11 protein-coding genes and 1 pseudogene are annotated in these 13,942 nt (G+C 70.5%); 4 read left to right on the top strand and 8 right to left on the bottom strand.

Annotation, left to right across the window (positions count from 1 at the left end; translation table 11 throughout):
• Nucleotides 1–177: 177 nt before the first annotated feature.
• A complete protein-coding gene (locus ACN9M0_RS12570; RefSeq protein WP_366036755.1) occupies nucleotides 178–1,338 on the bottom strand; it encodes a helix-turn-helix domain-containing protein in 1,161 nt (386 codons plus the stop codon).
• 421 nt (nucleotides 1,339–1,759) lie between these two features.
• Complete coding sequence (locus tag ACN9M0_RS12565; RefSeq protein ID WP_399699122.1) at nucleotides 1,760–2,107, bottom strand: hypothetical protein; 348 nt, start codon at nucleotides 2,105–2,107, stop codon at nucleotides 1,760–1,762.
• Between the two features lie 409 nt (nucleotides 2,108–2,516).
• Between ACN9M0_RS12565 and ACN9M0_RS12560 the strand changes: the two genes are divergently transcribed.
• Nucleotides 2,517–3,038, top strand: coding sequence for a universal stress protein (locus tag ACN9M0_RS12560; protein WP_055643330.1), 522 nt, complete (start codon nucleotides 2,517–2,519; stop codon nucleotides 3,036–3,038).
• Between the two features lie 174 nt (nucleotides 3,039–3,212).
• A complete protein-coding gene (locus ACN9M0_RS12555; RefSeq protein WP_366036756.1) occupies nucleotides 3,213–3,776 on the top strand; it encodes a GPR1/FUN34/YaaH family transporter in 564 nt (187 codons plus the stop codon).
• A gap of 180 nt (nucleotides 3,777–3,956) precedes the next feature.
• Here the strand turns inward: ACN9M0_RS12555 and glmS are convergent, their stop codons facing one another.
• A complete protein-coding gene (glmS, locus tag ACN9M0_RS12550) occupies nucleotides 3,957–5,774 on the bottom strand; it encodes a glutamine--fructose-6-phosphate transaminase (isomerizing) (RefSeq protein ID WP_366036757.1) in 1,818 nt (605 codons plus the stop codon).
• Nucleotides 5,775–5,832: 58 nt separating this feature from the next.
• The gene (locus ACN9M0_RS12545; protein WP_030210307.1) at nucleotides 5,833–6,108 is read right to left on the bottom strand and encodes a hypothetical protein; all 276 of its coding nucleotides are present in this window, start codon (nucleotides 6,106–6,108) and stop codon (nucleotides 5,833–5,835) included.
• 192 nt (nucleotides 6,109–6,300) lie between these two features.
• Here ACN9M0_RS12545 and ACN9M0_RS12540 point away from each other — a divergent pair, with 192 nt between their 5' ends.
• On the top strand, nucleotides 6,301–7,941 hold the full coding sequence (locus ACN9M0_RS12540; protein WP_366036758.1) for a beta-N-acetylhexosaminidase: 1,641 nt from the start codon (nucleotides 6,301–6,303) through the stop codon (nucleotides 7,939–7,941).
• A gap of 60 nt (nucleotides 7,942–8,001) precedes the next feature.
• On the opposite strand, the gene ACN9M0_RS12535 is transcribed toward ACN9M0_RS12540, so the two are convergent.
• Together ACN9M0_RS12535 and ACN9M0_RS12530 are read right to left on the bottom strand one after the other, a co-directional pair.
• Nucleotides 8,002–9,771, bottom strand: coding sequence for an IucA/IucC family protein (locus tag ACN9M0_RS12535; RefSeq protein ID WP_426403602.1), 1,770 nt, complete (start codon nucleotides 9,769–9,771; stop codon nucleotides 8,002–8,004).
• Nucleotides 9,768–10,322, bottom strand: a complete 555-nt coding sequence (locus ACN9M0_RS12530) for a GNAT family N-acetyltransferase (protein ID WP_366036760.1) — start codon at nucleotides 10,320–10,322, stop codon at nucleotides 9,768–9,770. The genes ACN9M0_RS12535 and ACN9M0_RS12530 overlap by 4 nt, the downstream gene beginning before the upstream one ends.
• 150 nt (nucleotides 10,323–10,472) lie before the next feature.
• On the opposite strand from ACN9M0_RS12530, the pseudogene ACN9M0_RS12525 reads away from it, so the two are divergent.
• Nucleotides 10,473–11,261: pseudogene (locus ACN9M0_RS12525) on the top strand (RNA-guided endonuclease InsQ/TnpB family protein).
• On the opposite strand, the gene ACN9M0_RS12520 reads toward ACN9M0_RS12525, so the two are convergent.
• Both ACN9M0_RS12520 and ACN9M0_RS12515 read right to left on the bottom strand, forming a co-directional pair.
• Entirely contained in the window at nucleotides 11,188–12,459 is a 1,272-nt protein-coding gene (locus ACN9M0_RS12520; protein ID WP_426403601.1) for a lysine N(6)-hydroxylase/L-ornithine N(5)-oxygenase family protein, read from the bottom strand. The pseudogene ACN9M0_RS12525 and the gene ACN9M0_RS12520 sit on opposite strands and share 74 nt — an antisense overlap.
• Nucleotides 12,440–13,918 (bottom strand): pyridoxal phosphate-dependent decarboxylase family protein, encoded by a 1,479-nt coding sequence (locus ACN9M0_RS12515; RefSeq protein WP_426403600.1) that lies wholly within the window; start codon nucleotides 13,916–13,918, stop codon nucleotides 12,440–12,442. The genes ACN9M0_RS12520 and ACN9M0_RS12515 overlap by 20 nt, the downstream gene beginning before the upstream one ends.
• Between the last annotated feature and the right edge of the window lie 24 nt (nucleotides 13,919–13,942).

The raw sequence follows: 13,942 nt of genomic DNA, 5'->3' as shown, positions 1-13,942 counted from the left end.
GAGTGATCATTCCGATACGGCGGGGAGGATTGTGATCTTGCCGCTCGGGTAGGACCGGAGGTTACGGAGGAACGCGTGCGGACGCTCCGCGGACGAGACGCCGAAGGGCCCCCGGGGGAGGTGTCCCCGGGGGCCCTTCGTTCCTGCGTCGCGCCGCTTGTGGCGGCGGCGGTCTCGTTACGGCGCGCTGCGCTGGCCCGGCAGGGCCGGCCGGCCGGGCGCGTACACGTCCGACTGCGGTTTGCCCGGCTCCAGCGGCCTGCGCAGCCCCGCCGCGCCCTGGGCGGGCACCGCGGCCTCGAGCACCGCGGTGGCGGTGTCGCCCTGCGGCCGCCGCGCGCGGTAGGCCGCCCGGTAGGCGGCCGGCGAGGAGCCGAGCTGGCGCCGGAAGTGGCCGCGCAGCGCCACCGGCGAGCGGAAACCGCACCGGCCCGCGACCTCGTCGACCGAGTAGTCGGAGGTCTCCAGGAGCCGCTGCGCCTGCAGCACCCGCTGGGTGATCAGCCACTGGAGCGGGGCGGAGCCCGTCAGCGAGCGGAACCGGCGGTCGAAGGTCCGCCGTGACATGTAGGCGCGCGCGGCGAGCGTCTCCACGTCGAACTGCTCGTGGAGGTGCTCCAGCGCCCAGGCGACGACCTCGGCCAGCGGGTCGGCGCCGATCTCCTCAGGTAAAGACCTGTCGAGGTAGCGCTCCTGACCGCCGCTGCGCCGCGGCGGGACGACCAGCCGGCGCGCCAGCGCGCCCGCGGCCTCGGTGCCGTGGTCGGTCCGCACGATGTGCAGACACAGATCGATTCCGGCCGCGGTGCCGGCGGAGGTCAGCACGTCCCCGTCGTCGACGAAGAGCTCCCGCGGGTCCACGTGGACCGACGGGTAGCGCTTGGCGAGCGTCGGCGCGTACATCCAGTGCGTGGTCGCCGGCCGGCCGTCGAGCAGTCCGGCCGCGGCCAGGACGAACGCCCCGGTGCACAGCCCGACGATCCTGGCCCCCTCCTCGTGTGCGCGGCGCAGCGCTTCGAGCGCCTCCGGCGGCGGCGGCGAGGTGATCGACCGCCAGGCCGGGACGACGACGGTGCCCGCCCGGCTGATGGCCTCCAGGCCGTACGGCGCGGTGAGTTCGAGCCCACCGGTGGTCCGCAGCGGGCCCTCCTCGCCGGCGCAGACGAGCAGCCGGTATCGGGGCACCCCGGCGTCCTGCCGGTCGATGCCGAACACGGAGAGCGGGATGGAGCTCTCGAAGATGGGGCCGCCACTGAACAGCAGCACCGCGACGACTTCGCGACGGCGGCGCCCGGACAGCTTCCGTGCGGCCTCCGGTGCGGCGGAGTCCTGGCTCATGACGCTAAGCCCCCCTCGGTGTTCGCGTCTCCCTGGTCGTGTCGCTCCTGCACGTTTCCCCTCGGTTTTGCACGAGACCCCAGTCTTCGGTACCCATGATCGAATCTACTGTGTCCCGTGGCGCCGGCGTGACAAGTTCTCCATCCGGTGGATTGTCGACAAGGCAACTTGGCGTGAAGCGATCGATCGCCGAGTCTTGCGCCCGAAGGCCCCCCGGGGAAGTCATGGCGTGGCGAACACCCCCGTACGCGGGGGGTGTGGGCCCCCGGGGCAAGGCTTCCGAGGCCGTCGGTACCGGGGTTGGCCAACCGTTCCGCCAAGGACTCGCCGATGGATGGAAGTTGGCTGAAAACATATGGGGTCGGGTGTACGAACCTGTCAACTCGAAGGGGGGCGGGGCCGGCTCCGGACCCCTCGGAGGCTAGTTCCGGCGCCTCGGGCGGACCGTCTCGGCGTGCAGTCCGCGCTCCGAGCGGCGCAGCAGCAGCCGGCAGGCCGCCGTCACCGAGACGAGTCCGAGCGCGGTCCCGGCGGCCCCGCCGAGCGAGGCGCCGTAGACGACGAGCACCACGGGGACGAGCACGCAGCAGAAGGCCGCCCAGCGGACGACGTCATCGGCCTGCTCCGCCGCTCCCGCGCCCGCCGCCGGCCCCGGCTCCGGGTCCGCGCCGGCGGCCGGGGGGAGGACGGGTGCCCGGCGATGCCCGCGGGGTGCGCCGAGCGCGGGGGTGGCGGAGGTCTGGCCGGCGGCGGTCGATGGTGCGGGCACGGGCGGTCTCCCTGCGACGGTGGGCTGGGTCTGTGGCGACGGGCGGGCCGAGTCGGTGGCGACGACGGGCCGGCTGTGCGGCGACGGCGGGCTGGACCTGTGGCAACGAGGAGCGGAACGTTCCGGTCACTCTCGGCGACGTCCGTTTGGCCCCCGTACGGACGCCTGTAGGGCACATCCGGCATTGCCAGATCCCGAACCCCTCGTGCATGCTCCCTGGAACGCCGCGCGCGAGCGGCGGGCACACCAGGAGTGGCACGGCGGGCTCTGGGCAGGAGAGGAGTGTCGCCGTACCCTTGGGGGTATGGGCTTGGGAAGATGATTCCCGGACACAGCTCCGCCGCCACCCGTCGTTCGTCCCCACCTTTCCCCGTCCCTTCCCACGAGGACCCTCTTCGCCGAGACACCGATGGCCGGTCACGAATTCCCCGAACCCGCGGACCGCAAGCGCGTCGCCGATTCCACGGTCGACCCCCTCGCGGTCGAACAGCCACGTCATGCCTGCGACCCGGCCTTCCGGCACGGGGTGGTCGTCGGCTTCGACGGTTCCATGTCCAGTGAGCGTGCCCTCGCGTACGCCATCGGCATGGCCCGCCGCTCCGGATCGGGCCTGATCATCGTGCATGTGGCCAACCGGCTGCCCACCACGGTGTGGGCCGGCTGCGAGCCTCCGGTCTTCGTCGACGTGCCCGACCACCGCACCGAGGTCCTCGGTCTGGAGCTGGCCTGCGCCGAGCACCTCTCCGAGGTGCCGTGGATCCTGGTCGAGCGCGGCGGGGACATCTGCCACGAGCTGGAGGAGGTCGGCCGGGAGTACTCGGCCGACGCGATCGTGGTCGGCTCCACGCACGGGATCGTCGGCCGGATCTTCGGCTCGGTCGCCGGCCGCCTCGCGCGCCGCGCGCAGCGGCCCGTCATCGTCATCCCGTAGACCGGGAAGCACCCCCTCCGTCCCGTACGGTCCGTCAGGTCTCTCCCTCAACTGCCGTCATCCGGCCATAAATTCGGCCTTCCTCAGGTGAATTGTGCGCTTGTGAAGGGTACATAAAGGTCACCGGAAACAGCAGCTCACGCAGGACAACTGCACACCTGAAGGGAGCCCGCCGTGAACAACGAAGTCGCCGCGGGAAACACCACCTCCACGCTCGGCCACCTGGCACTCGGACTGACCCTGCTGGCCTTCGGCCTGGGCGGAACCGGTGTCATCGACAATGTCGCGGCAGCGGATGCCGCGGGTCTCGCCACCTGGGTCGGCGGCGTGACGCTCTTCCTCGTCGGACTGCTCGCCCTGCGGGCGGGCGACAAGGGCGAAGGCACGGCGTACGCGGCGCTCGGCGCCTTCTGGTTCACCTGGGGCAGCGGAGCCGGCGGGCACGCCTCCGCCGACGCCATGGGGCTCTTCCTGCTCCTGTGGGCGCTCCTCGCGCTCACGCTGACCATGGCGGCCGCGGGCAGCGGACTCTTCGGGCAGGGCGTGTACGGGCTGCTGTTCGTCGCGCTGCTGCTGCTCGGCATCGGCGCCCTCGCCGACAACAGCGGCCTCGGCAAGGCGGGCGGCTGGGTCGCCGCCGTCGCGGGTCTGGTCGCCTGGTACGGCGCCACGGCCGCGGTCGCCGGCTGGCCGATGGCCCTGCGCCGCTCGGCGGGCGGCGCCCCGGCCGCCGGCTGAGAGCCGGAACGTCCGTGAGTACAGCGGTCCCCGTGCACGGGAGGTGTGTGCACGGGGACCGCTGGGTGTCCGGCCGAGGCTCCGGGGGACAGGCCCGGAGGGGCGCGGCGTCCGGGGGACAGGCCCGGGCGCCGCGCCTCGGCCGCGACGGCTGGAGAGGCCTACGAGGCCGGGTGGGGCCTACTCGACGGTGACGGACTTCGCCAGGTTGCGCGGCTTGTCGATGTCACGGCCCATGGCGAGCGCCGTGTGGTAGGCGAGGAGCTGGAGCGGGATGCCCATGAGGATCGGGTCCAGCTCGTCCTCGTTCTTCGGGACGACGATGGTGTGGTCGGCCTTCGCCTGCGGCTGGTGCGCGACCGCGAGGATGCGGCCGCTGCGGGCCTTGATCTCCTCCAGGGCGGCGCGGTTCTTCTCCAGCAGGTCGTCGTCGGGGACGATCGCGACCGTCGGCAGGGCCGGCTCGATGAGGGCGAGCGGGCCGTGCTTCAGCTCGGAGGCCGGGTACGCCTCGGCGTGGATGTAGGAGATCTCCTTCAGCTTGAGGGAGGCCTCCAGGGCGACGGGGTAACCGCGCACACGGCCGATGAACATCATCGACTGGGCGCCGGCGTACTCCGCGGCGATCTCCTTGATCTGGTCCTCGGTCTTGAGGATCTCCTCGATCTGCGCGGGCAGCTTGCGCAGGCCCTCGATGATCCGCTTGCCGTCGGTGACGGACAGGTCGCGGATGCGGCCCAGGTGCAGGGCGAGCAGCGCGAAGGCCGTGACCGTGTTCGTGAAGCACTTGGTGGAGACGACGCAGACCTCGGGGCCGGCGTGGACGTACACGCCGCCGTCGGCCTCGCGGGCGATGGCGGAGCCGACGACGTTGACGACGCCGAGGACGCGGGCGCCCTTCCGCTTGAGCTCCTGGACGGCGGCGAGCACGTCGTAGGTCTCACCGGACTGGGAGACGGCGATGTAGAGGGTGTCGGGGTCCACGACCGGGTTGCGGTAGCGGAACTCCGAGGCAGGCTCGGCGTCGGCGGGGATGCGGGCCATGGACTCGATGAGCCCGGCACCGATGAGGCCGGCGTGGTACGAGGTGCCGCAGCCGAGGATCTTGATGCGGCGGATGGTGCGGGCCTCGCGGGGGTCCAGGTTCAGGCCGCCCAGGTGCACGGTGGAGAAGCGGTCGTCGATCCGGCCGCGCAGCACGCGGTCGACCGCGTCGGGCTGCTCGGAGATCTCCTTGTGCATGAACGTGTCGTGGCCGCCCATGTCGTAGGAGGCGGCCTCCCACTCGACGGTCTCGGGGGTGGCCGTGGTGGAGGCGCCCGAGGTCGTGTACGTGCGGAAGTCGTCGGCCTTGAGGGTGGCCATCTCGCCGTCGTCGAGGGTGACGACCTGGCGGGTGTGGGCGATCAGGGCGGCCACGTCGGAGGCGACGAGCATCTCCTTCTCGCCGATGCCGAGGATGACCGGGGAGCCGTTGCGGGCCACCACGATGCGGTCGTTGAAGTCGGCGTGCATCACGGCGATGCCGTAGGTGCCCTCGATGACCTTGAGCGCCTCGCGGACCTTCTCCTCGAGGGTCTCGGCCTGGGAGCGGGCGATGAGGTGGGTGATGACCTCGGTGTCCGTCTCGGAGGCGAAGACGACGCCGTCGGCCTCCAGCTTGGCGCGGAGCTCCTGGGCGTTGTCGACGATGCCGTTGTGGACGACCGCGACCTTGTTCTCGGGGTCCAGGTGCGGGTGCGAGTTGATGTCGCTGGGGGCGCCGTGGGTGGCCCAGCGGGTGTGGGCGATGCCGGTGGTGCCGGTGAAGCGCTTGGGGACCTTGGCCTCCAGGTCACGGACGCGACCCTTGGCCTTCACCATCTTCAGGCCGGTGGCCTTCGGGCTGGTGACGACCATGCCGGCCGAGTCGTAGCCGCGGTACTCCAGGCGGGCCAGGCCCTCCAGGAGCAGCGGGGCGACGTCACGCTTACCGATGTAACCGACAATTCCGCACATAAAGGTGAAACCCCTCCAGGTTGGTGGATGTACTCGGACGCCCTCGGGCGGGCGGCGCTCAGCCGTAGACGATGCGGCGCAGCTGCCGGAGCGAGAGCTCCGGTGGCGCCACCGCCCGGTGTGGCAGCTCCGCCGCGATCCGTTCGAAGATCTCGGCGTTCACGGCGCCGCCGGACTGCAGTTCGCGGTGGCGGCGGCGGACGAACTCCTCCGTCGTCTCGTCGAAGTACGCCAGCACGTCGAGCACCACCCGGGCGGCCTCACCGCGCTGGAGCGCGGTGCTGCGGACCAGGTGGTCGATGAGGTCGTCGTGCGACGGGCGGCGTTCGAGCACCCGTGAATACTGAGGGGTCACCCCCGACCTTCGCAAGAATCCTGCCCGAAATCGGGCAGGGCCGCCCCGGTCCAGCCACAGAACCACCTCCTTGGTCCAGACCTTGACCCGGGGTAGGCGTGACGGTACGCATGGTGGCCGAAGGGATATACAGAACGACGGACGTGTCGATCACCAGAAGGGGAGCCCCTTGTGAGACAGCGCCGAACGATTCCGCGCCTGATCGGATCCCTGCTCCTGTTCGCGACCGCCGGAGTCGGCTTCGGCGAGGCCGCCGCCGACACCGGCAGAGCCGACGGCAAGGCACCCGGCAGGGCCGCCGCCGAGCCCGAGGTCCGCCCGCTCGGCCGGATCGTGCCCGTACCCGCCTCCGTCACCCCCGAGGGCGAGCCCTACACCCTCACCCCCGCCACCCGCATCGGCGTCGACGAGAACTCGGGCGAGTCCCGGGCCCTCGGCCGCTACCTCGCCGGACTACTCCGCCCCGCCACCGGCTTCCCGCTGCCCGTCGTCGACGACCGCGCCGCCGGCCGCGGCATCCGCCTCCGCCTCGACCCCGACGAGACCGGCCTCGGCGACGAGGGCTACCGGCTCCGCTCCGCACCCGAGGGCCTCACCCTCACCGCCCGCGAACCCGCCGGCCTCTTCCGCGGCGTCCAGACCCTCCGCCAGCAGCTCCCCTCCGCCGTCGAGCGCAAGAGCGTCCAGCCCGGCCCCTGGAAGATCGCCGGCGGCACCGTCACCGACACCCCGCGCTACGCCTACCGGGGCGCCATGCTCGACGTCGCCCGCCACTTCTTCACCGTCGACGAGGTGAAGCGGTACATCGACCAGCTCGCCCTCTACAAGGTCAACACCCTCCACCTGCACCTCTCCGACGACCAGGGCTGGCGCATCGCCGTCGACTCCTGGCCCCGGCTCACCACCTACGGCGGCTCCACCGAGGTCGGCGGCGGCCCCGGCGGCTTCTACACCAAGGCGCAGTACCGCGAGATCGTCGAGTACGCCGCCTCCCGCTACCAGGAGGTGATCCCCGAGATCGACATGCCCGGCCACACCAACGCCGCCCTCGCCTCCTACGCCGAGCTCACCTGCGACGGCGTCGCCCCGCCCCTCTACACCGGCACCAAGGTCGGCTTCAGCTCCCTGTGCGTGCCGAAGCCCGCCACGTACGACTTCGTCGACGACGTCATCCGGGAGATCGCCGCCCTCACCCCCGGCCGCTACCTCCACATCGGCGGCGACGAGGCCCACTCCACCAGCCACGCCGACTACGTCGCCTTCATGGACAAGGTGCAGCCGGTCGTCGCCAAGTACGGCAAGACCGTCGTCGGCTGGCACCAGCTGACCGGCGCCACCCCCGCCGAGGGCGCCCTCGTCCAGTACTGGGGCCTCGACCGCACCCCCGCCGCCGAGAAGGAACGCGTCGCCGCGGCCGCCCGCAACGGCACCGGGCTCATCCTCTCGCCCGCCGACCGGACCTACCTCGACATGAAGTACACGAAGGACACCCCGCTCGGCCTCGCCTGGGCGGGATACGTCGAGGTCCGCAGGTCGTACGACTGGAACCCCGCCACGTACCTCCCCGGCGCCCCGGAGAGCGCCGTCCGCGGCGTCGAGGCCCCCCTGTGGACCGAGACCCTCAGCTCCACCGGAGACCTCGACGTCATGGCCTTCCCGCGCCTCCCGGGCATCGCCGAACTGGGCTGGTCCCCGGCGGACAGCCACGACTGGGACACCTACAAGGAACGCCTCGCCGAACAGGCCCCGCGCTTCGAGGCCCTCGGCATCACCTGGTACCGCTCACCGCAGGTGCCCTGGCCCGCGGAGTAGGGCATGACGACGGGCCCCGGCGGAGGACCGTACTCCGCCGGGGCCCGTCCGCATCCGGGATCAGGCGAACCGGGCGATCGGGTTCACCAGGTCGCCGACGAGCTGGAGGGCCGCCGACGGGTCCGCCAGGTCGACCATCTGCCTGTTGTTGCGGAGCTGGAGGCGGTTCAGGGCCGACAGGGCGAAGGTCTCCGCGAACATGTCGTACCGGGCGAACTTGTCCGCCAGCTCCGGCTTCGACCGCTGGTAGGCGCGCACGCACTCCGCGACCGTCCGCCAGAAGCCGTCCTCGTCGAGAACGCCCTCCGCCGCCAGGGTCGCGCCCAGGAAGCGGAAGAAGCAGTCGAAGACGTCCGTGAAGACCGAGAGGACCTTCATGTCCTCCGGGACCTCGGCGCGGACGCGCTCCACCGCCGGCGGCAGGACCGCCGCCGGGTCCATGACGCAGATCTCCTCGGCGATGTCCTTGAAGATCGCCCGCGCGACCGCGCCCTCCTCGTCGAGGACGAGGATCACGTTCTCGCCGTGCGGCATGTAGACCAGGTCGTACGCGTAGAAGCAGTGCAGGACCGGGAGGAGGTACGCGTCCAGGTACCGGCGGAGCCACACCCTCGGCTCCAGGCCCGACTCCTTGATCAGCGCGCCCGCGAACGACGCGCCCGCGTGGTCCAGGTGCAGCAGGGAGGCCATCGTCGCCAGGCGCTCGCCCTCGGCGAGCGACGACACCGGGGACTCGCGCCACAGCGCGGCCAGCATCTTGCGGTAGGGGGAGTAACGGTCGGTGGCGGCCTCGTACTCCAGGTGCCGGTAGCCGACCGCCGCCCGCTCGCGGATGATCGAGAACCCGACGGACCCGAGCGTCGCGTCCGACTCGATCAGGCCGTGCAGCCAGTCGTTGATCGCCGGGGTGGCCTCCATGTACGCGGCCGACAGACCCCGCATGAAGCCCATGTTGAGGACCGAGAGGGCCGTCTTGACGTAGTGCTTGGCCGGGTCCGAGCTGTTGAAGAAGGTACGGATCGACTGCTGCGCCAGGTAGGCGTCGTCGCCCTCGCCCAGGTACACCAGGCGCTGCTGCGCGACCTCGGCGGCGAAGGTGACGGACAGCTTGTTCCACCACTGCCAGGGGTGCGCCGGCATGAGGAGGTAGTCGGCCAGGTCGAGACCGCGCTCGGCGAGGGTCGCCGCGAAGCCGTCGATCGCCCTGTCGCCCAGCTCGGCGCGGACGAACGTCTCGTACTCGATGCCCGCGCCGGCCGTGAAGGTGGTGCGGTCGTGGCGCGCGGCCAGCCAGATCAGGCGGATCTCGCTCGCGGCCTCGGGGGCGTACGCACGGTACTCGTCGACGCCGAAGCCCAGCCGGCCGTTGTTGGCGACGAAGCAGGGGTGGCCCTCGGTCATCCCCGTCTCGATCGCCTGGAAGTCCGCGCGGGCCAGCTCCGCCGCCGTGACACGGGGCTTCGTCGCCTTGTACGCCGTGCCGGCCAGGGTCGAGGAGATCTCCTCCAGGTAGACCGGCAGGATCTCGTCGCTCAGACCGAGGGAGCCGCGCAGCTCGATGATGAACTGGAGTGCGTCCAGGGGGAGTTGTTCGTCGCCTCGGTGGCGGCTGATCGACTCCGGGTAGACCTGCCAGTGGTCGAGCGCGAAACGGTCGGCGGTGAAGCGGTACTCGGTGCCGCCGTCGTCGCTGAGGACCTGGTAGCGGCTCTCGCCCAGCTCCTGCGGGTTCAGCAGCCGCTCGTGGGCGAACTCGGCGAGGCCCTTGCGGACCAGGGCGCGGTTGGCGTGCGCCCAGCGCTCGGGGGTGAGGTGTGCGACGGGGTTCATACAGCGGCTCCGACGGCGGTCTCGAACTGGGCGCGGGTGCAGAAGCTCAGCAGGGCCTTCTTCTCCGGCTTCTGGATCTCGCGCTCGGGCACGAAGCCGACGGCCTCATTGAGCGCGTGCACGGCCTTGTTGCGGACGTCGGGCTCGACGACCACGCGGGCGGTCGCCGGGTCGGCGAACAGCTCCGCCATCACGGCGGTGATCACGGTCCGGGTGAAGCCGTGCACGGGGGTGTCGGTGGGCGCGACGAGGAAGTGCATGCCGACGTCACCGGGCCGCGGCTCGTAGAGCCCGACCAGCTCCAGCTCCGCCGGGTCGTAGCGCTCCATGAGGAAGGCGGGCTCACCGTCGACCAGGCCGATGAAGGCGTCGTGGTGCGGGTGCGCGGCGATCGCCATGTACGCGCGCTCGACGTCCTGGAGCTTCGCGTCCTGCATCATCCAGAAGGCGGCCTTGGGGTGGGTGACCCAGGGGTGGATCAGCTCGGCGTCCTTGAGCGGGTCGAGGGGCCGGGTGCTGACGACACCCAGAGACGTGTTCGTGCGGGTCATCCGATCTTCCTTCGAGGTCAAGCCCAATCCGGGCCTGGGTGAGGGTATGGAACCAAGGGACTGCCCCAAGCCTTGGAGAGTTTGTCGCACATGTGTCCACTGATGTCCGAGGCTTGAAGCCTCGCGGGCTTGGCCGTCAACCTGGGGGGCATGGCACAGGGGGCGGTGAAGCGGGCGTTCAAGTACCGCTGTCACCCGACGGACGAGCAGGCGGCGCTGCTCTTGCGTACCCTCGGTTACGTCCGAAAGGTCTACAACCTCGCCCTCGCGGAGCGCGACCGGGTGTGGCGTGACGAGAAGCGGCGGCTGAGGTACGGGGACACCTCGGCCCTGCTGACGCAGTGGAAGCAGACCTAGGAGTACGCGTACCTCCGAGAGGTCTCCTGCGTTCCGCTGCGGCACCTGCAGACCGCGTTCGACGGGTTCTTCGGCAAGAGGTCGAAGTGCCCACGATTCAAGTCCAAGAAGAGGGCTCGGGCTTCCGCCGAGTACACCCGCTCGGCGTTCACCTACCGCAACGGTCGCTTGTCGCCGGCCAAGATGCTTCAACCTCTGGACATCGTCTGGTCGCGGCCTCTCCCCGAGGGTGCACAGCCGTCGGCGGAGCTCCGCACGATTCTGGAGTACAAGTGCCAGTGGTATGCGCTGAATGAACGCATCTTTCGGTGCGACAACACCGCGTGTGGCCTGGTTCTGGACCGGGACGTGAACGCGGCGCGCAACATCCTGGCCGCCGGGCTGGCGGTGACAGTCTGTGGAGACGGTGGAAGACCTCAACGGAACTCTCCGGGCGGGCAGCGGTCGACGAAACAGAAACTCCAACCAGTGATGGTGGGAATCCCGGGCCCCGCAGGGCCCGGGGAGGTCAAACGGCGAACTCCTGGAAAGCGATGGTCTTCTCGACGGGGTAGTACTCGGAACCCAGCATCTCCCCGATGATGTACGCGTTGCGGTACGGGCCCATGCCCAGGTCCGGCGAGGTGATCGAGTGCGTGTGCACGCCGGCGTTCTGCAGGAAGACCCCGCGGCCGGTCGTGTCGATCGCGTAGTTGCGGGCCACGTCGAAGCGGCCCTGTCCGTCGTACCGGAGGCGGTCGCGGATCGGCTCCAGGAAGGCGGGGACGGCGTACTTGTAGCCGGTGGCGAGGATCAGGCCCTCGGTCTCCAGGGTGAAGTCCTTCTCCTGCTCCTCCTGGCGGAAGCCGAGCGTGTACGAGCCGGACGCCGGGTCGTACGCGGCCGTCCGCAGCGCCGAGTTGGTGAGGAGGCGGGTCCCGACCGGGCCGTTCAGGTTCTTCTGGTAGAGCAGGTCGAAGATCGCGTCGATCAGCTCGCCGTCGATGCCCTTGAAGAGGCCCTTCTGCTGGGTCTCCAGGCGGTAGCGGGTCTGTTCCGGCAGCGCGTGGAAGTAGTCCACGTACTCCGGGGAGGTCATCTCCAGGGTGAGCTTGGTGTATTCGAGCGGGAAGAAGCGCGGGGAGCGGGTCACCCAGTTCAGGCGGTAGCCGTGGACGTCGATCTCGCTCAGGAGGTCGTAGTAGATCTCGGCGGCGCTCTGGCCGCTGCCGACCAGGGTGATCGACTTCTTCTTCTGGAGCGCCTCCTTGTTCGGGAGGTAGCGCGAGTTGTGGATCAGGTCGCCGCCGAGGTCCCGGCAGGTCTCGGGGACGTACGGCGGGGTGCCGGTGCCCAGGACGATCCGGCGCGTCCGGAAGGTCTCTCCGGCGGCCGTGGTCACCCCGTACAGCTCGGTACTCTCGTCGAACGTCACGGACGCCACGGTCGTCGAGAAGCGGATCGAGGTGAGTTTCCCGGCGGCCCAGCGGCAGTAGTCGTTGTACTCGGTCCGCAGCGGGTAGAAGTTCTCGCGGATGTAGAACGAGTACAGCCGGCCCTTCTCCTTCAGGTAGCTGAGGAAGGAGTACGGCGAGGTCGGGTCCGCGAGGGTGACCAGGTCCGACAGGAACGGGGTCTGGAGGTGGGCGCCTTCGAGGAACATCCCCGAGTGCCACTCGAAGTCCGGCTTGGACTCCAGGAACAGGCCGTCCAGTTCGGCGATCGGCTCGGTCAGGCAGGCGAGTCCGAGGTTGAACGGACCGAGCCCGATGCCGATGAAGTCAAGAGGCTGCGTGGACAAGGGTCTCTCCCAGGTACTGCTCGGCGTGGCCGGCTATCAGATCGAGGACGGCGGCGATGTCGGCCGCGGAGGTCTCGGGGTTGAGCAAGGTGAACTTCAGGTACTGGCGGCCGTCGACCTTGGTCCCGGCGACGACGGCCTCGCCGGAGGCGAACAGGGCCTTGCGGGCGTGGAGGTTGGCCCGGTCGATGTCGGCGGGGGAGGTGACGGCCTCCGGGACGTAGCGGTAGACGAGGGTGGAGAGCTGCGGCTCGACCACGACGTCGTAGCGCGGGTCGCCGGCGAGCAGCTCGAAGCCCTCTTGGGCCAGGTCGCAGACCTCGTCGAAGAGCTGCCCGACGCCGTCGGCGCCCATCACGCGCAGGGTCATCCAGAGCTTGAGCGCGTCGAAGCGGCGGGTGGTCTGGAGCGACTTGTCGACCTGGTTGGGGATCTTCCCCCAGAGTCCTTCGGACGTGGGACGTGCCCCCATGTCCCCGGTCTGACGCGGGTTGAGGTAGTCCGCGTGGTAGGTCGCGTGGCGCAGGGTGGCGCCGTCGCGGACCAGGACGGCGGAGGAGCTCACCGGCTGGAAGAAGGACTTGTGGTAGTCGACGGTGACCGAGTCGGCCCGCTCGATGCCGTCCAGGAGGTGGCGGCGGGTCCGGGAGGCGAGCAGTCCGCAGCCGTAGGCGGCGTCCACGTGCATCCAGGCGCCGTACTCGGCGGCGAGGGCGGCGATCTCGGGCAGCGGGTCGATGGAGCCGAAGTCGGTGGTGCCGGCGGTGGCGACGATCGCCATCGGGATCAGGCCCTCGGCGCGGCAGGCCTCCAGCTCGGCGGCGAGGACGACGGACTGCATCCGCTTGTTCCGGTCGACGGGGACGGAGACGACGGCGTCGCGGCCGAGGCCGAGCAGCTGGGCGGACTTCTGGACGCTGAAGTGGCTGCACTCGGAGGAGAAGATCCGCAGTTTCGACAGGTCGGCCGTGCCGGTCTCCTCGCGGGCGAGGAGCAGGGCCTGGAGGTTGGACTGCGTGCCGCCGCTGGTGAACACGCCGTCGGCGAGCGGGCCGAGGCCGATCCGGCCGGTGGTCCAGTCGATCAGTTTCCGCTCGATGAGGGTGCCGCCGGCGCTCTGGTCCCAGGTGTCGAGGGAGGAGTTGACCGCCGAGAGGACGGCCTCGCCGAGGACGGCGGGGATGACCACCGGGCAGTTGAGGTGGCCGAGGTAGCGGGGGTGGTGGAAGTAGACCGCGTCGCGGAGGTAGACGTTCTCCAGCTCGTCGAGCGCGGCGGAGGCGTCGCCGAGCGGACGGTCGAGGTCGACGGCGTCGACGACGGGGGACAGCTCGGCGGGCGTCACGCCCGTGAACGGTCCGCGCGTCGCGGCGAGTTTCCTCGCCACCCGCTCCACTCCTTCGGTGACGGAGCGCCGGTAGCTCTCCGCCGTCGTGTCGTTGAGCAGGTGGGAACGCATGTGTGGGGGCCCTTCCGGGAGCGG

The organism is Streptomyces sp. R-07 (genome assembly GCF_049913175.1).
Lineage (GTDB): Bacteria > Actinomycetota > Actinomycetes > Streptomycetales > Streptomycetaceae > Streptomyces.
Note: the sequence above shows the minus strand (reverse complement) of the source record. Positions and strands in the feature narration are given on the sequence as shown.

Coding starts and splice junctions, on each gene's coding strand:
- ACN9M0_RS12570 (WP_366036755.1), bottom strand. CDS start 1,338: ATGAGCCAGGACTCCGCCGCACCGGAGGCCGCACGGAAGCTGTCCGGG.
- ACN9M0_RS12560 (WP_055643330.1), top strand. CDS start 2,517: ATGGCCGGTCACGAATTCCCCGAACCCGCGGACCGCAAGCGCGTCGCC.
- glmS (WP_366036757.1), bottom strand. CDS start 5,774: ATGTGCGGAATTGTCGGTTACATCGGTAAGCGTGACGTCGCCCCGCTG.
- ACN9M0_RS12535 (WP_426403602.1), bottom strand. CDS start 9,771: ATGAACCCCGTCGCACACCTCACCCCCGAGCGCTGGGCGCACGCCAAC.
- ACN9M0_RS12530 (WP_366036760.1), bottom strand. CDS start 10,322: ATGACCCGCACGAACACGTCTCTGGGTGTCGTCAGCACCCGGCCCCTC.
- ACN9M0_RS12515 (WP_426403600.1), bottom strand. CDS start 13,918: ATGCGTTCCCACCTGCTCAACGACACGACGGCGGAGAGCTACCGGCGC.